Source organism: Algoriphagus confluentis (assembly GCF_036245625.1).
Taxonomy (GTDB): domain Bacteria; phylum Bacteroidota; class Bacteroidia; order Cytophagales; family Cyclobacteriaceae; genus Algoriphagus; species Algoriphagus confluentis.
This window is the reverse complement of record NZ_BTPD01000007.1, coordinates 34,662-51,807: the sequence shown is the minus strand read 5'-3', so window position 1 is coordinate 51,807 and position 17,146 is coordinate 34,662. Positions and strand designations below refer to the sequence as shown.

Genomic DNA, 17,146 nt, shown 5'->3' with positions numbered 1-17,146 from the left:
ACTTTGCCCAAAAAGGAAACGAGAGAATATCTTTCATTAAAACCAAAAACCATTCCTCTTCACAGAGAGTTTCCCAAAAAAAACCATCATGGAATTTGTCATCGTAGGAGCAATAGTCCTCACCATCATTTTTCTTATCCGCTTTATCATCAAAAAAGTATTCCAATAAAAAAGCCGTCCTTTTCGTTCAGACGGCTCTTCAAATTTGGTTATTTCTATCAGTTGGGAAGCTTATCGGCAAACTTTCCATAGACCCAAGTTCCAGCCAATGCTGATATCAAAGTCACCAAAACTACAGTGTAGCCACTGCCGATTTGAGCAAAAAGCGGACCTGGACAAGCGCCTGTAATCGCCCACCCCAACCCAAAAATGAACCCTCCGATCACCTGACCTTTTTTGAATTCCTTGTTTGGTATGACAATGTCTTCTCCATGAATGGTTTTCACATTGAATCGTTTGATCACCTGAATAGAGATGATTCCTGTCACTACAGCCGAACCAATTACCCCATACATGTGGAAAGACTGAAGTCTGAACATTTCCTGAATTCTAAACCAAGAGATAATTTCAGCTTTGACAAATACGATCCCGAATACTACTCCGATAATCAGATATTTCAGAAGCTCAAGACCTTGATCATGATCTTGTCGGAGATTTGGCGCTGCACAATGTGGATCACCGGTTTGTTTTTTCTTTTCAAGTACTTTTGACATGATTATTAATTTTTAGAATCCGACAAGTTTCATCAAAGGCCCCAAGAGCATATGGGTCATGAAAAATCCTCCAATCATGAAGAATATCGTGGCTACTACGGACTGCCACTGCAGTGAGCTTATACCCATGATGGCATGACCTGAAGTACAGCCTCCGGCATATCGGGTACCAAATCCCACCAAAAACCCTCCAAATACAAAGAAAAGAAGTCCCTTTGCTGTGAAGATGGTCTCCCAGCTAAAGATATCTGAGGGCATTAGATCTGAGAAATTGGTAATTCCCAAAGCCGCCAAGTCTGTCTGAGTAGCTTCGGAGATTACGATCGTGTTAGGATTTGCCAAGAAATTGGTTGCCAAAAAACCACCAATAGCTACCCCAAGCACAAAAAGGAGATTCCAGACTTCTTTTTTCCAGTTGTAGGTGAAAAAAGGAATTCCAGCGGGCACACAAGCCGCACAGATATGACGCAGAGAGGAAGAAATCCCAAATGTCTTATTTCCCACAATCAACAAGGCCGGGACAGTAAGTCCGATCATCGGCCCAGCTACATACCAGGGCCAAGGTTGACTAATCCATTCAATAAATTGATCCATTTTTTTTTGTTAATAATTAAAATCTATAGTCCAGAATAATATTCATGTTGGTCATATTGACCCGATTGATCACATACTCCTGACCCAGCTTCTGATCGGTATCCTCTCTTTTGTGAGCCACCAAAAACTGCAAGTCTAAGCCTTTGAAGAATCCATCAAATCGATAATCTACCAAACCGGTGAAGTGGTAGTAATGCGGCAGTCCATATTTATTCAGTTGGATTTCCTCCAGATTGGGAGTAGTCACATGTCCGGCCCCCAAAGATACGTTCAGCTTGTCATGGATGAAGGTTTTGTCATAGAGCAAGGTGATTGCATTCACTCCGCCCATTCCTTCAAAACGCTCCCTCCTTAAGGAGACAAAGAACTGCTCTCTTCCCCATTCTCTTGGAAACAGGAACCTTCCCTGATCCGAAATCCCGAGATAGTTTACGCTTAACCTATTATGTCCCCATTGAATTCCCGATCTGAGCCCAACCCCGTGCGTTTTTTCTCCGGGAAGAGTATAGGCCTTATTGGGGTCCGGATTACCTCCATCACCCATAGCTGACTGGTAAAATCCCTGAACTCCATAGTGAAACTGGCTGGACTTTCCCAATTGGGTCGACCCAGTGACTTCTCCGAATGTCGTGGCAAATACTCCCTCTGCCCAATAATTCCAAGATTGGATTTTTCCTTTGGGAAGGAAATACTCGATACCTAAGACCCCCACTCCTTTTGAGTGTACATGATGCTTGTACGACTCTTCCGATCCCGTCGGATTTCTTCCTGTGGAATAAAAGCCAAAGGATTCATCAATGGACACCCATTCCAAAGACCCTCTGGAGATGACGTGATTAAACCAAGCTCCTGTGAGATTAAATCTTCCCGGCAGGTAGTTTACCTTCACTCCACTGAATAGGTTGGGCCTCATTCTGTTGTCAGATGCATTGAGCAAGGGACTTTCGAAATGATGACGCCCAAACCAGGTAGAGAATTTATCTTTCTCGTAAGAGATATAAAATTCCTCCAGACGATCCATATCATGGTAGTTTTCGGGGTGATGGACATCGTACAAGGTGAGCTCATATCGATTGGCCAAGCCTGTAGCGGGATCCAACTTGGTAATGTTGTTTTCATAAAACCTGAAAACAAAAAAACCACTAAATCCCACGCCAAACCCTTTCCATCGTGGACTGAAATAACCCAATCCCGCACCAGTACCCCAAGTGGAGTAATCGAGCAGGCCCGGTTGATTTTCAGTATGCATGAAAAAGGACCTCAGGTGAAATTCAAACTGTCCGGTTTTCAATATTTTCCCAAACAACTTTTCGTTTGAGCTTGTATCCACATTCGCTTCATGATGCTGGGCATTAGCCCTTGACATCAACACCAAGGAAACTCCCAAGGCAAAGAGGAAAACAACTGATGCAAATTTCTTCATAAAAGGACTTGGAAATTGGTGACTTTGATCACATCTCCTATCATTAAACTAAAAATGGCAGACTCTCAGGTCTGCCATTTAGGTGATGCAACTTCTCTTGCGTATTCTTATAATAGGGTAGTAGGACACACATAGTCCGAAACTTTGAATTTGCCAGACTCTTTGATAGCCTTGAATCCACCTGCAATATCGATCAGGTTGTCATACCCTCTAGCTCTGAGAATGGAGTTGAATACCATAGACCGATATCCACCAGCACAATGCACGTAGTAGGTTTGATCCTTCTTCACCTTGAGCATGCTGTCATTGATATAGTCCAAAGGAGCGTTTTCGGCATCGAGGACATGCTCGGACAGATATTCAGAGTTTTTCCTGACATCAAGAATATGGATAGAAGGATCTCCCTCTTTGATTTTCGCCAATTCATCAACAGTGATGGAAGTAATGGAGTCCACTTCGTGCCCGGAATCTTTCCAAGCTTTGAATCCACCTTTGAGATAACCAATGGCATAATCATATCCCACTCTGGCCAATCGGGTGATCACTTCCTCTTCTCTGCCTTCATCTGCCACAACCAGGATTTCCTGCTTCAAGTCCGGAATCATAGCCCCAACCCATACGGCAAAGCTTCCGTCGATCCCGATATTGATAGAATTAGGAATGAATCCTTTGGCAAAGGTCTGAGCTTCCCGGGTATCCAAAATCAAGGCTCCGGTTTCATTGGCTGCAGCTTCAAATTCGGCAGGACTCAAAGGTCTGACACCTCTCTCCAATACCTCATCGATGCTATCATATCCTTGGATATTCATTAGCACATTTTGGGGAAAATAAGCCGGAGGAGGTGTCAGGCCGGTCAATACTTCCCGGATAAATTCTTCTTTGCTCATGGGCTGAAGGGCGTAATTGGTCTTTTTCTGATTACCCAACGTATCAGAGGTTTCTTTACTCATGTTTTTGCCGCAGGCAGAACCTGCCCCATGCGCAGGATAGACCATCAAATCGTCAGAAAGAGGCATAATCTTGTTTCTCAGCGAATCATAAAGATGACTGGCCAGCTTTTCCTGAGTCAGGTCTTTAAGGACTTTTTGAGCCAAATCAGGCCGTCCCACATCTCCGATGAATAGGGTATCCCCAGTGAATAGAGCTTCCTCTTTTCCTTCTTCATTGATCAGCAAATAGCAAACCGACTCCATGGTATGGCCAGGAGTATGAATCACCCGAATCTTGGCTTTTCCAAGAGAAAATTCCTGATTGTCTTCCGCTACCATCGCATCAAAGCCCATCTTCATATCGGTAGGTCCATAGACAATCTTTGCTCCTGTTTTTGCAGCCAAATCCTTGTGTCCAGATACGAAGTCCGCATGGAAGTGCGTCTCAAATACATATTTGATTTGGGCATTTCTACGCTCGGCCTTTTCGATATAGGGTTGTACTTCGCGGAGCGGGTCAATGACCGCTGCCTCTCCATCAGACTCGAGGTAATAGGCACCTTGTGCCAAACATCCGGTGTAGATTTGTTCTATTTTCATAGCCTTGCTAGGTTTATTTGATCTCAATGATTGGGTAAAGGTACTTTTCTTCCTCAGGGACAAAAATGACTTTTGTCACTTAGATTTCAAGAATTCGCCAGTAAATTGGACTCAAGGATTTGGACCAATTGATGGACCGGAACCACCCCAGACTGTCTCCAAACCACCATACCCTTGCGAAACAAAATCAAAGTCGGAACACCTCGTACCTGAAACTTGCTTGCTGCAAGCGGATTTCGGTCTACATCCACCTTGACGATCTTGACTTTATCTCCCATCTGACGGGAAGTATCTTCCAAGATGGGTTGCATCATTTTGCAGGGACCACACCAATCGGCAAAGAAATCCACCAACACGGGAGTTTCCCCATCGATCAGTTCCTGAAATGTTTTTGCCTGTGAACTCATAATTATTGAGGTTTGAATTGACAGGACAAAACTACATCCAAAAGGCCAACAGGAACAGTAATTTTTGTCACAGTAAGAATCTATGCAGGTAATCCCCCCTTAAAAAGTCCTAAAATCCCCTGAATTGGAGTAAAATTTTATATTTTCGCCCGTCTAATTTTCCGATTTAATGCTCAATTACAAGCAGATTAATAATCTAACAGGGTGGATCATTTTTGCTGTTTCTACCTTGGTCTACGTCCTCACTGTAGAACAAACCGCCAGTTTCTGGGATCCGGGAGAGTTTATCGCAGTTTCCTATAAGCTTCAGGTCCCTCATCCTCCAGGGGCTCCTTTCATGCTTTTGGTCTACCGAATGTTTGGTTTTTTGGCCATGGGGGATGGCTTGCAGGTCGCCTATTGGATGAATATCGGCAGTGCACTATTCTCAGGATTTACCATTTTGTTTTTGTTTTGGTCCATTACCCTATTTGGAAGAAAAATCTTCGGAATTCAAGCTGGTCAGGAGTCAAAAGGGCAGGTAATTTCTTTGATGGGAGCTGGCCTTGTGGGCGCTTTGATTTACACCTTCTCTGATTCCTTTTGGTTTTCGGCTGTAGAGTCTGAGGTATATGCCATGTCTTCCTTTTTCACGGCAATCGTGATTTGGGCCTTTCTGAAATGGGATGTCATCAAAGATCCCAAAGAAGAAAACCGATGGTTGATTTTTATCGCCTACCTGGTAGGCCTTTCCATTGGGGTTCACTTGCTGAATCTAGTGACGCTTCCAGCCTTGGCTTTGATATATTATTTCAAAAAGTATCCGAGCCCGACACTCAAAGGAGCAATTTATGCCATGTTTTTGGGAGGGGTAGCGCTGATTATCATCAATAATCTAATTATTCCGGGACTACCTACCTTGGCTGGCTCCATGGAGATTTTCTTTGTCAATAGTCTAGGGCTGCCTTTCGGCTCGGGAATCGTGGTTTTCATCGCCCTTTTCCTCTCAGCGCTGATATTCGGTATCCGGTATTCGATAAAAAATGCCCGAGTCACACTCAATACCATTTTACTTTCTCTGGTCTTTATCCTGATCGGATACGGAAGCTACACCTTGATTATAGTACGGGCCAATCAGAACCCCATCATCAATGAAAACGCTCCCAAAGACATCATCAGCTTTGTTTCCTACCTCAAGCGGGAGCAGTATGGATACCGTCCGCTCCTGCATGGGCAATATTTTACTGCCCAGCTGATTGCTCAAGAAGAAGGAGCACCTGTCTACATGAAAGGGAAAGACAAGTATGAAATCGTCGATTACGAATTAAAAAACACCTACGATCCCGAAAAGACGACCATCCTTCCCCGAATCTATTCCACCCAGGAAAACCACAAGCGAATCTATCGCTCCAAGCTGGGACTGAGAGAAGGGCAAGAACCTACTTTTGGAGACAATATTTACTTTATGCTCAGCCATCAACTTGGGCATATGTATTGGCGGTATTTTATGTGGAATTTTTCCGGAAGAGAAAGTGACTTTTCAGATGCTCCCTGGATCAGTCTTGCAGATTCACTCTCCGACAAATACCCCGATTACATCAAAGAAAACAAAGGCCACAACAACTATTTCATGCTGCCTTTGATCCTTGGCCTGATTGGACTTTTCTTTCAAGCTAAAAAAGACCCCCGATTCTTCTATGTGAATTTGATGCTATTCCTGATGATGGGGGTAGTGCTGGTTCTCTACCTCAACTCCCCCCCTGTAGAGCCAAGAGAGCGGGATTACATCTACGTGGGTAGCTTTTATGCCTTTGCCATTTGGGCAGGCTTGGGTGTGCTTGGCCTGGCACATGCCTTCGGCAAAATGACCAAGAACCTGGGAACAGGTGGAATTATCGCTACCCTGCTTACCTTACCTGTAGCAGGATTGATGGGTGCAGAAAACTGGGACGATCACAACAGAAAAGGAAGGTATTTTTCTGTGGATTCGGCCAGAAATTTCTTGTCCTCCTGCGCTCCCAATGCCATTCTTTTCACAGGAGGAGACAACGACACCTTCCCGCTATGGTATGTGCAGGAGGTGGAAGGATTCCGTACGGATGTTCGGGTGATTGTATTGAGCTATTTTGACACGGATTGGTATGTGGAGCAGATGACCAAACAAGCCGATGAGTCAGCCCCCTTGCCATTCTCCCTTTCACCGGAGCGCTATCAGAAAGGGACAAATGACGTCCTTTACGTCATGGAAAGAGAAAACCTCAACGCCATCTCAGCCAGAGAATACTTGAGATTGCTCAATTCTGGGTCAGACTTACTCAAAATGCAAACCGGAGGAAAAAGCATAGTCAACATGGTTCCTTCCAGAAATCTCATTCTGGAAGTAGACAGCAGTTTCCTCTGGAACGACGAAATCGTACCGCCTCAGTTTAAGGAAATTTTTGCTCCCCAAATCAATCTTCAAGTTAAAGGAAACTACCTCACCAAAGGCAATTTGATGCTGATCGACTTGATTGTGAGCAACAACTGGGAAAGACCCATTTATTTCAACAACACCTCTCTCTCCACGGTCACCCTGAACATTTCCAATCATGTAGTGATGGAAGGTATGGCCTATCGCCTGCTGCCAATCCGAAAACCCGACTACATTCGAGAAGAGTTGGTCAATACGGATATTGCCTACGAAAACTTCATGGAGAAATTTGCCTTCCGGGGCATGAATGACCCCAACTCCTATCTCGATGAGGAATACCGAAGATTTGCCTCCAATCACCGAAGTGTAGCCAACAGCATCGCTATTGCCTTATTGGATGAGGACAAGCTGGAGGAAGCGGCGGAGGTTCTGAATCGAAATCTGGAAGTAATGCCGCACCAAGCTATTCCTTACGATTTGAGCAGCGGGCAATCGGTTCCTCTTTTCTTTGAAGTGGGTGAAGACGAGAAAGCTTTGGATATCGTGGAGAAAATCTCCAAAAAGTCATTGGATATGATCGAATTCTACACCTCCGAAGACAGAACTTACGACCGGGAAATGATGATTTCCATAGAAATGGTGAAGTATTTTATTCCTCTCCTGGAAGAGCGAGGCTACCAGGAAGAGGCTCAAAATCTCAAGCTGAGACTGGAAAGCCTAATAGGCAGTGAAAGTTCCCAGCCGGGAATTTTGGAAAGGAGATAAACAAAAAAGAGTCGGGGATGTCCCGACTCTTTTTTTGGTCTATTTTTCATCCTTCCAGAGGATATAGAATAAGTCCAGTCCCTTTTCGGGGTTTTCCACTAGTGGGTAATCTCCATGTGAAATACGGATTACCGATTCTCCTCGCTGCTGATGAAGTCGGTTTCTGTTGATTCTGTTTAGAATCTCATAGGGCATCCTAAGGATCCAGGCGGGAAGTCGGTGCTGCAAGTCCAATACGTCAAAGCGCATGATTTTTTGAACAGACAGCCTATTGGCTTCATGGTATTCCCATACTTTCTGATTTCCTCCAATCCCCTTCGGTTCGACCCGGTCAAAAATACCAGAGGTCAGTAGGGTAAGTTCATGCGGGAGGTATTCCCGGACATGCCAAGGGTTTCTGGAAAGGGTATGGGCAATATTGGGTGTGGAAATGATAGCCTTCCCTCCAGGTCTCAGCATTCGATAGATTTCTTCCAAAAACAAGCGGTCATTCTCAATATGCTCAATCACCTGAAAACTCACAATTGTATCAAAACTTTCCTCCTTGAACCCTACAAATGGGGGAATTACAGCCTGCCTGAAGCTTACGCCGGGATACTTATCCTGAAGCATGGAGATCACTTCTCCTATTTTGTCCAGCCCCAGATAGCTTTTGGCCAGAGGAAGCAATTCATCCACTCCTCTGCCCTCTCCACAGCCGATTTCCAGCAAATCTCCCTGTATCCAAGGCTTGGCTGCCAAGTAGGCTTTCAGTAAGCGTTGGTGAATAGGATTATCGCTGATCAACTTATCCGATGCGATTTCCGTTGTGTAGGTAGCCATTTGAAAATTTAGTATTTTGGCAAAAGTAAGGCTAATTTTTAAAACCTGAACTTGTACCCAATGAATCGAAAATCCCTCTTATTCATCCTAATCTTTCTTATTTTTTCACCATTTATTGCTTCTGCACAGAAAACTCTCTCGACGCTAAACCAGTCATTGAGGTATTCTCTGTATTCCCGGTTGGGACTCAAGGTAATTCCTGTACAAGTCTCCGATACTACATACAAGGTTCAGTTCATCATTGAAAAGGTGGAAGAAAATCCTGATTTCAATGCTTTCAGTTTCAGCTTCTCCATCCTAAACTCCTACGATGAAGAAATCACTCCTGAAAAAGTTAATCTACTCACTGCGTCCGATTTGTCTGCAGATACCGATCGGCATTGGTTTTTTGAAAAAACAATCGATATCCAATCTACCTCTCCCTTGGCAATTGTGCTATTGACAGCTTTGGACACAAGGCAGGGAGATGAATATGTGTACCATACCGATCTGAAAAGTCCGTTTGTCTCGGGCATACCGGACTTTGGAATTTATTTTTCCAATGAAGTCCCATTTGATCAAAACTACATCAATATCAACGAATCCCTGCTGTTCAAAACCGTAAGACGACCGAGCATTCAGAGTTTTTACTATCCGATCCAGTTCGATGTGCCTTTTCCTCCCATGGAAACCCGCCCTGCAGATGTACCCAAGGAATTAGAAGTGGTCAATCAAGGAGATTTTTTCGCCAACACACCCAGAAAAATTGAAGAAGAAGGCTACTTTTTTTTCCAGACAGACACCCTTGCTCCTGCTGGAATTCTTCTCAAATCCTCTCATGACGCCTTCCCCAAGGTGAAGGACTGGGACGAAATGATCCAAATGGTCACTTATATTTCCACTCGAAAAGAGCACGAAACCCTGCTCCTTGCCTCGGACAAAAAGAAAGCCTTGGATGAATATTGGATCAACTTGACCAGGAATCCGGATACGGCCAAAGAGCTGATTCGCAACTATTTCCGCATGGTCGAATTCGCAAATATTCTGTTTACAGATTTTAAAGAAGGCTGGAAAACGGACAGAGGAATGGTCTACATTGTCATGGGACCTCCCCAAGAAGTTAACTTTTATATGGACCGGGAGGTGTGGACTTACTCCGGCATGGACGCAACCTCGAAAATTAAGTTTACTTTTGTCCGGTCAAAAACTCTTTTGACCCCACATTTCTACACCTTGAACCGATCTAGGGCCTATCAGCCGATTTGGTTCAAAAACATTTCCCAATGGAGAAGCGGAAGGATGGCTTTCTGATAGACAAAGGAGCCCACGACAAAGACTTTATTTTCGGAACCCGTGCAGTCATGGAGGCAATCCATGCTGGCAAAGAGATCGATAAGGCCTTGGTCCAAAAAGAACTCAACAACGACCTGATCAAGGAGTTGCTTCAGCTTTGCAAAAGCGCAGGAATCCCAGTGGTCCGTGTGCCTGAAGCCAAGCTGAACCGCATTACCCGCAAAAATCATCAGGGGGTTATAGCCCAGATGTCGGCAATTGAATACGCTTCTCTGGATCATGTCATCGATTCTTGTTATGCTGAAGGAAAAGCACCTTTCATCCTTATTTTGGATCATATCACTGATGTGAGAAACTTTGGAGCCATTGCCAGAACAGCCGAATGCGCTGGAGTAGATGCCATTGTGATCCCAGAAAGAGGAAGTGCTCAGATCAACTCCGATGCAGTAAAGACATCTGCCGGAGCGCTGAATTTCCTGCCGGTCGCGAGAGTAAAAAACCTGTTTTACGCTTGCCGAGATCTACAAAAGATGGGATTGGCCCTGGTGGCAGTCACAGAAAAAACCGAGCAGATCATGTATGAGGCGGACTTTTCCTCCCCTGTAGCACTGGTCCTAGGATCGGAAGAAGATGGAATTTCTCAGGAAATCATGGGGATTGTAGATCAAAAGGTGAAAATCCCCATGGCGGGAAAAATAGAAAGCCTCAATGTCTCGGTTTCTGCGGGGGTGGCGATTTATGAAGTCACCCGACAAAGAAAAAAGTAAAAACCCCGTTTTGATTTTGAATACCGATGAGGGAAACTCCCTGGGTGATAGGAGTTCGGAATGGATTGCTTAAAAATGTGAAACATTACCCACGTTTTTCAAGCATTGAGGCTACACGGGCTCCGGGGTAATTCTTTGGTATTTATCTGCAGGTAGTGATGATTGGTCTTGACCTGTTTTCTATTTTGGCTATTTTACGAGGATAAAAACTCCTCAAAGCCATGCTAATCACCCTCTTTTTATCTTTTTTTGCTTTTTTCCAAGAGCCCCTAGAGCAGGCAAAAGAGCTCTATCAAATGCGGAAATATGACAGTGCAATCTGGCTGGCAAGCTCAATCCGGGAAGACTCCTATGAAAAACTCAACCTGATCGGAAACAGTCATTTTTCTTTGGGTCAATACGACAGCGCGATCAAGTCCTTTCAAGATGTATTGAATCTGCAAGGAATCACCGTGCCCAATCAAGTCAACGCTCTCAATCGTCTCGGTCAATCTTTTCAACGCCTTGGAAAATTTGATGAATCCCTCGAATACCTGTTTGATGCGCTTAGGATACAGGAAAACCAAGTGAATTTGGAGAAAAATGAAGAAAATCTGATTCTTCTCTCCAGAGTTCAGCTCACGATCGGAACCGTCTTGGATGAAATCGGGGACTCGGACAGGGCAATACGGTATTACAATAAAACCCTGGCTACCCGAAGTGAACTTCAGGATTCTCTGGGTATGGCCAGAGTATTCAATAACATTGGAATTGTTTACAAAAATGCCTTGAACTATGATTCTGCCTTGATAAGTTACCAAAAAGGACTGGAACTGCTCCCCAATTCCAACCCCAACCTCACCGTCCAATGGCAACTGATTACCAACCTGGGAAATCTGTACAAGAGAATGGAGAAAATCGAACAGGCTAGGTCAGCTCTCATCCAAGCAGTGACTATTTCCGAAAAACTCAACAATTCTACCCTTCAAAGCGACAGCCATCTGAATCTTGCCTCATTTTGGCAATCGGTAGGCAATTTTGCCGCAGCTGAAAAGAATCTCTTGCTGGCTTTGGATCTGTCCTTAGAAAATGGAAATACCTATGAGCTCTTCGAGATCAGAAAGAATCTGGCCGATCTTTACCAAAGCTGGGACAAAAAAGACCTAGCCTATGATCAGCTACTGCTAGCCAACCAATACCGGGATTCCCTTTTTCAGGAAGAAAAGGAAAAGGCAATTGCGGAAACACTGATCCAATACGAAACTGAAAAAAAGGAACAGCAAATCGCCTTGCAAAATGCCCAACTTGTCGAGCAAAAAGTGATCAATCAGAGAAACTTCCTGCTTATTGGCATCTTGCTCATTTTTGTTTTGCTGCTGGTATCTCTGGCCATTTTAATCAGAAATAAAGGTGCCAAACAGCAGGAGATTTTAAGGAAGGAAGCCGAAATCCAGCTTCAGGAAGCAGAATTGAAAGCCACGGTACAATCACAGGAACAAGAAAGAAAGCGATTTGCCCAAGATCTTCACGACGGTTTGGGTCAGATGATTACCGTACTTCTGCTCAACATCAAATCCCTGGAATCGAGGATTTTGGACGAAGCAAACCTATTCCAATCGGCAACACAGATCCTGGAAGACATGTACGACGAGTTGAAGGCTATCTGTTTTAACCTGATGCCCGACACATTGATTCGATTCGGAATAGAGGCCGGAATTCGGGAATTTGCCCAAAAAATCAACGACACCGGAAAAGCTACCATTCGGGTCCAAGTCAGTGGCTTAGAAGACCGCTTGGGGGATATTCAGGAAGTCTCACTCTACCGACTCGCACAGGAATGGATCAATAATATCATCAAGTATTCGGATGCAGATCAAATCGAAGTGCTTTTGAAAAAAGATCGGAACCAACTGCTTTTTCAAATCCGGGACAACGGTTCGGGATTCGATCCGATTCACCTTAAAAAAGGCAAAGGAAACGGCTGGAGAAACATGAACTCCAGAGCAAAAATTCTGAAAGGAGATTTGCAGATCTTCAGCTTTCCCGAGCAGAAAGGGACCACCTTGAACCTGATAGCTTTTTCGGAAGACAATCGGGTGCTGGAGCCGGAGTATTGACACCAAATTCTTGATCCATCTGAGAATCAGACGAAATCCTCCCCTTTTTTACGGGCATTGCTTACAAATTCCCTAAACTTTTTCTCCGCATCAAGTTTACAGATCAAAAGCACATTCTCCGTGTCATTGATGAGGTAGTTTTCCAAGCCTTGGACTACTACCAATTTTTCTGAATCGGATTTGATATACGAATGGTGTGTATCAAAGAGCATTCCATTGGCTTCTACGACATTGTCGTGTTCGTCCTTGTCGCGGATTTCGTGAAGGCTTCGCCAAGACCCCAAATCCGACCAGCCAAAATCTCCCAAAACCACATAGACTTGGTCTGATTTTTCTAAAATTCCATAGTCAATAGAAATGTTTTTCACCAAAGTATAGGCCCTGTTCAAGAATTCCTCTTCAGTGTTTTTTCCGAAATGCTCTATTCCCTCTTCAAAAACCTCCGCTACATCGGGCATGTGTGCTTTAAAAGCATCGATGAGACTTTTCACTTTCCAGACAAACATCCCTGAATTCCAAACAAAATCTCCGCTTTCAAAAAAGGCCTTGGCAAGCTTGGCATTCGGCTTTTCGGTAAATGTTTTTACTTTTTGAGCGGGTCCTTGCTGAATGTCCTCATGATACTGAATGTAGCCATATCCTGTTTCAGGCCGATTCGGTTTGATTCCCAGAGTAATCAAATGCCCTTCTTCTTGAGCCGCATCCAAGGCTTTCTTTATGGATTCTTGAAAGCGATTTTCTCTCAAAATCAGATGGTCGGAAGGTGTTACAATCAGCGTAGCATCCGGTTCAAACGCATGGATCTTATATGCAGAATAAGCAATGCAGTTAGCTGTGTTTTTTTGGAGAGGCTCAGAGAGGATTTGGTCTGACTTTAATTCGGGAAGCTGGTCAAGGACGAGATGGAGGTAGTTTTTGTGTGTGACTATCAAAAAACGGCTCGGGTCAGCCACTTCCCTGAAGCGGTCATAGGTCATTTGCAAAAGAGACCTGCCTGTACCCAAGACATCCAAAAATTGCTTGGGCTTATTTTTGCGGCTATACGGCCAAAACCGGGAACCGATTCCCCCAGCCATAATTACGATATAGGGCTTTTGCTTCATGCTTGGCTTAAACAATTCCTTCTTTCATCAGGTCATGAATATGGATAAATCCCGCGATTTTTCCCCCTTCCAATGCGACCAGCTGCGTGATATTGTGATTGCGCATCAAATTAAGCGCTCGAATGGCAAATTCATCCGCATCGATGGTTTTGGGGTTGACTGTCATGATATCTCTGGCTTTCAGCTTGGCAATATCCAGACTCTTCTGAAGCATTCTTCTCAAATCTCCATCGGTAATGATCCCCTTCAGATTTCCCTCCTTGTCTAGTACGGCTGTAGCTCCCAAACGTTTCCCAGAGATTTCAACAATCACCTCTGCCAGACCTGCATCTTCTTTGACCACGGGTACTTGGGTTTTGGATAAAATGTCCTTGACTCTTAGATAGAGTTGCTTACCCAAGGAGCCTCCGGGATGGTATTTGGCAAAGTCATCCGATGTAAATCCCCTAGCCTCCAAAAGGCAAACGGCCAGGGCATCACCCAAAGCCAAATGGACCGTAGTACTGGTAGTGGGGGCAAGATTATGCGGACAGGCTTCCTCCCCAATTGTGGCATTCAGGACAAAATCCGCTTGTTCGGCGAGGTAGGAATTGACATTGGAAACCAAGGCAACCAAGACTGAACCCAACTTTTTTAGCAGAGGAACCAACACCTTTATTTCGGGAGTATTTCCCGACTTGGAGATGCAAATGACCACGTCATGCTCTTGGACCATTCCCAGGTCTCCATGGATCGCATCAGCAGCATGCATAAATAAGGCAGGCGTACCTGTGGAGTTAAGTGTCGCCACAATCTTATTGGCAATGAGGGCACTTTTGCCTACACCGGTCACCACCACCCTACCTTTGGAAGCTAAAATATGCTCCACACAGGCCTCAAAATCCCCATTTAAAAAATCCGCTACACCCAAAATCGCATTTGCTTCATTTTGCAAAACCCGGGAAGCAGTATTTCTAATATTTTTAGCTAAATTCAATTTTACCTGCGTTTATCATTAATTTTGTACAAAGGTAAAAAACTAATCATTCAATCCTGTTTACTGGGATTATAACCTTACTAGCCCTTTCTTCAAGTGGAGGAAAAAGTCAAAGCAGACCTTAAGAAAATCTTCGGATTCAGTCAGTTTCGAGGGAATCAGGAACCCATCGTAGACAATCTGCTGAATAAGCGGAACACGTTTGTCATCATGCCTACTGGGGCAGGCAAATCCCTGTGTTATCAGCTGCCTGCAGTAGTCAATGAGGGTACGGCTATCGTTATTTCCCCGTTGATTGCCTTGATGAAAAATCAGGTAGACCAGTTGAATGCTGTGGGTATAAATGCCCACTTCCTCAATTCCACCCTCACCAAGGCGGAAGCGACCAAAGTGAAGAATGAGGTGTTGAGGGGGAAAACCAAACTCCTGTATGTAGCCCCTGAATCTCTTACCAAAGAGGAAAATATCGCTTTTCTCAAATCCGCCCAGTTAAGTTTTGTAGCTATAGATGAAGCGCATTGTATTTCGGAATGGGGCCACGATTTCCGACCGGAGTACCGAAAGATCAAATCCATCGTAGCTCTGATCGCCCCCAATCTCCCCATTATCGCACTGACGGCCACAGCCACCCCTAAAGTGCAGCAGGATATCCAGCGAAATCTGCAGATGGAAGAGGCCGATGTATTCAAATCTTCCTTTAACAGGACCAATCTCTTCTATGAAGTCCGACCCAAAGTAAAGAATGAGAGTAAAAAATCCTTGATTAAATTCATCAAACAACACAAAGGGAAATCAGGCATCATTTATTGCCTCAGTAGAAAAAAAGTAGAGGAAATAGCAGAATTACTCAAAGTCAACCAAGTCAATGCAGCCCCCTACCATGCCGGCCTGGACTCAGCCATACGGATCAAAACCCAGGATGATTTCCTCAATGAAGAGCTGGATGTGATAGTGGCTACCATCGCCTTTGGGATGGGCATAGACAAGCCGGATGTCCGGTATGTCATCCACTACGATGTACCCAAATCTCTCGAAGGCTACTATCAGGAGACCGGGAGAGCGGGTCGGGACGGACTGGAAGGCCACTGTTTGATGTTTTACCGCTATGAGGACATCATCAAGCTGGACAAATTCAACAAGGACAAGGCAGTAACAGAGCGGGAAAACGCCAAGCTTCTTTTGCAGGAAATGGCCGCCTATGCGGAGACCGGGGTCTGCAGAAGAAAGTTTATCCTCAATTATTTCGGAGAAATGATGGAGGAAGACTGCGGATTCTGTGACAATTGCAAAAGAGAAAGAGAGACCTTCGAGGGCATGGAGTTTTTACTGACAGCCCTTCAGGCAGTTCAGCAGACTAAAGAACGGTTTAATCTGACTCATTTGGTCAAAGTCATCCGTGGGGACATGGACGAGTACGTTTCCAGCTACAAGCACGACTTATTGCCTGTATTTGGCCAAGGGAAAGAAAAAGAGGAAAAACATTGGATTTCCATCATCAGACAGGCTATGATTCTGGCTTTCCTCGAAAAGGATATAGAAAATTACGGCGTCCTTAGATTGACCCCAAAGGGGCAAGAATACATGGATTCTCCCTACACAGTGGATCTTTACCAAGACCATGATTTCGAAAAGCTGACTGAAGAAGAAACCCAAGAAGTAACCGTATCTACCGGCCCCGCCTATGATGAGAAGCTTTTTGAATTACTCAAAGCGGAAAGAAAAAAAGTAGCCCGATCTAAAGGTCTCCCTCCCTACGTCATCTTCCAGGACCCATCCTTGGAGGAAATGGCCACCGTCTACCCCACCACCCGTGAGGAACTCGCACAAATCAATGGGGTGGGAATGGGGAAAGTAGCTAAATTTGGTGCTTCATTTCTAAAGCTCATTGCCACCTATGTGGAAGAAAATGAGATTGAAACTGCTTCCGATGTGGTGGTCAAAACATCCGGCAACCGATCCAAAGTGAAAATTTCCATTATCCAGCAGATTGACCGCAAAATCGACCTGGATGAGATTGCCGAAAATCTCAATATTTCCATGGATGAACTACTCCAAGAAGTGGAGCAGATCATTTACAGCGGTACCAAACTCAATATCGACTACTACATTCACCACATCATGGATGACGAGCGGGAAGAGATTCTCCATGATTACTTCATGAATGCAGAAACCGATCACATCAAAACAGCACTGGAAGAACTAAGTGGTGAAGACTTTGCAGAAGACGAACTGAGAGTCTATCGAATCAAGTTCATATCCCAGCATGCCAATTAATTAACCGAAACAATTA

At 44.5% G+C, this 17,146-nt stretch carries 13 protein-coding genes; 5 read left to right on the top strand and 8 right to left on the bottom strand.

Going from position 1 to position 17,146, the window contains the following annotated elements:
- Positions 1 to 218 precede the first annotated feature (218 nt).
- From AAA943_RS11580 to trxA, 5 genes are all read right to left on the bottom strand, one after another.
- The gene (locus AAA943_RS11580) at positions 219 to 713 is read right to left on the bottom strand and encodes a DUF6691 family protein (protein WP_338224414.1); all 495 of its coding nucleotides are present in this window, start codon (positions 711 to 713) and stop codon (positions 219 to 221) included.
- Positions 714 to 725: 12 nt separating this feature from the next.
- The gene (locus AAA943_RS11575) at positions 726 to 1,307 is read right to left on the bottom strand and encodes a YeeE/YedE family protein (protein ID WP_338224413.1); all 582 of its coding nucleotides are present in this window, start codon (positions 1,305 to 1,307) and stop codon (positions 726 to 728) included.
- 16 nt (positions 1,308 to 1,323) lie between these two features.
- Positions 1,324 to 2,730 (bottom strand): hypothetical protein, encoded by a 1,407-nt coding sequence (locus AAA943_RS11570; RefSeq protein ID WP_338224412.1) that lies wholly within the window; start codon positions 2,728 to 2,730, stop codon positions 1,324 to 1,326.
- A gap of 107 nt (positions 2,731 to 2,837) precedes the next feature.
- Complete coding sequence (locus tag AAA943_RS11565) at positions 2,838 to 4,259, bottom strand: MBL fold metallo-hydrolase (RefSeq protein WP_338224411.1); 1,422 nt, start codon at positions 4,257 to 4,259, stop codon at positions 2,838 to 2,840.
- Positions 4,260 to 4,345: 86 nt separating this feature from the next.
- A complete protein-coding gene (trxA, locus tag AAA943_RS11560) occupies positions 4,346 to 4,666 on the bottom strand; it encodes a thioredoxin (protein WP_338224410.1) in 321 nt (106 codons plus the stop codon).
- A 169-nt stretch (positions 4,667 to 4,835) separates the two neighbouring features.
- Here trxA and AAA943_RS11555 point away from each other — a divergent pair, with 169 nt between their 5' ends.
- On the top strand, positions 4,836 to 7,820 hold the full coding sequence (locus AAA943_RS11555) for a glycosyltransferase family 117 protein (protein WP_338224408.1): 2,985 nt from the start codon (positions 4,836 to 4,838) through the stop codon (positions 7,818 to 7,820).
- A gap of 39 nt (positions 7,821 to 7,859) precedes the next feature.
- Here AAA943_RS11555 and AAA943_RS11550 read toward each other — a convergent pair whose 3' ends face one another.
- On the bottom strand, positions 7,860 to 8,642 hold the full coding sequence (locus AAA943_RS11550; RefSeq protein ID WP_338224407.1) for a class I SAM-dependent methyltransferase: 783 nt from the start codon (positions 8,640 to 8,642) through the stop codon (positions 7,860 to 7,862).
- Positions 8,643 to 8,702: 60 nt separating this feature from the next.
- Here AAA943_RS11550 and AAA943_RS11545 point away from each other — a divergent pair, with 60 nt between their 5' ends.
- The 3 genes from AAA943_RS11545 to AAA943_RS11535 all read left to right on the top strand — a co-directional run bounded on the left by AAA943_RS11545 (position 8,703) and on the right by AAA943_RS11535 (position 12,777).
- Positions 8,703 to 9,932: a GWxTD domain-containing protein gene (locus AAA943_RS11545; protein WP_338224406.1), complete on the top strand. Its 1,230-nt coding sequence runs from the start codon at positions 8,703 to 8,705 to the stop codon at positions 9,930 to 9,932.
- Positions 9,905 to 10,681 (top strand): 23S rRNA (guanosine(2251)-2'-O)-methyltransferase RlmB, encoded by a 777-nt coding sequence (gene rlmB / locus AAA943_RS11540; protein WP_338224405.1) that lies wholly within the window; start codon positions 9,905 to 9,907, stop codon positions 10,679 to 10,681. Before AAA943_RS11545 ends, rlmB begins: the two co-directional genes overlap by 28 nt.
- Before the next feature lie 221 nt (positions 10,682 to 10,902).
- Positions 10,903 to 12,777, top strand: coding sequence for a tetratricopeptide repeat-containing sensor histidine kinase (locus tag AAA943_RS11535; RefSeq protein WP_338224404.1), 1,875 nt, complete (start codon positions 10,903 to 10,905; stop codon positions 12,775 to 12,777).
- A gap of 26 nt (positions 12,778 to 12,803) precedes the next feature.
- Here the strand turns inward: AAA943_RS11535 and AAA943_RS11530 are convergent, their stop codons facing one another.
- Both AAA943_RS11530 and AAA943_RS11525 read right to left on the bottom strand, forming a co-directional pair.
- Positions 12,804 to 13,880 (bottom strand): mannose-1-phosphate guanylyltransferase, encoded by a 1,077-nt coding sequence (locus AAA943_RS11530; RefSeq protein WP_338224402.1) that lies wholly within the window; start codon positions 13,878 to 13,880, stop codon positions 12,804 to 12,806.
- 7 nt (positions 13,881 to 13,887) lie between these two features.
- Positions 13,888 to 14,856, bottom strand: a complete 969-nt coding sequence (locus tag AAA943_RS11525) for a KpsF/GutQ family sugar-phosphate isomerase (protein WP_338224401.1) — start codon at positions 14,854 to 14,856, stop codon at positions 13,888 to 13,890.
- Positions 14,857 to 14,952: 96 nt separating this feature from the next.
- On the opposite strand from AAA943_RS11525, the gene recQ reads away from it, so the two are divergent.
- The gene (gene recQ / locus AAA943_RS11520; protein ID WP_338224400.1) at positions 14,953 to 17,130 is read left to right on the top strand and encodes a DNA helicase RecQ; all 2,178 of its coding nucleotides are present in this window, start codon (positions 14,953 to 14,955) and stop codon (positions 17,128 to 17,130) included.
- Positions 17,131 to 17,146: the final 16 nt, after the last annotated feature.

Coding starts and splice junctions, on each gene's coding strand:
- AAA943_RS11580 (WP_338224414.1), bottom strand. CDS start 713: ATGTCAAAAGTACTTGAAAAGAAAAAACAAACCGGTGATCCACATTGT.
- AAA943_RS11575 (WP_338224413.1), bottom strand. CDS start 1,307: ATGGATCAATTTATTGAATGGATTAGTCAACCTTGGCCCTGGTATGTA.
- AAA943_RS11570 (WP_338224412.1), bottom strand. CDS start 2,730: ATGAAGAAATTTGCATCAGTTGTTTTCCTCTTTGCCTTGGGAGTTTCC.
- AAA943_RS11565 (WP_338224411.1), bottom strand. CDS start 4,259: ATGAAAATAGAACAAATCTACACCGGATGTTTGGCACAAGGTGCCTAT.
- trxA (WP_338224410.1), bottom strand. CDS start 4,666: ATGAGTTCACAGGCAAAAACATTTCAGGAACTGATCGATGGGGAAACT.
- AAA943_RS11555 (WP_338224408.1), top strand. CDS start 4,836: ATGCTCAATTACAAGCAGATTAATAATCTAACAGGGTGGATCATTTTT.
- AAA943_RS11550 (WP_338224407.1), bottom strand. CDS start 8,642: ATGGCTACCTACACAACGGAAATCGCATCGGATAAGTTGATCAGCGAT.
- AAA943_RS11545 (WP_338224406.1), top strand. CDS start 8,703: ATGAATCGAAAATCCCTCTTATTCATCCTAATCTTTCTTATTTTTTCA.
- rlmB (WP_338224405.1), top strand. CDS start 9,905: ATGGAGAAGCGGAAGGATGGCTTTCTGATAGACAAAGGAGCCCACGAC.
- AAA943_RS11535 (WP_338224404.1), top strand. CDS start 10,903: ATGCTAATCACCCTCTTTTTATCTTTTTTTGCTTTTTTCCAAGAGCCC.
- AAA943_RS11530 (WP_338224402.1), bottom strand. CDS start 13,880: ATGAAGCAAAAGCCCTATATCGTAATTATGGCTGGGGGAATCGGTTCC.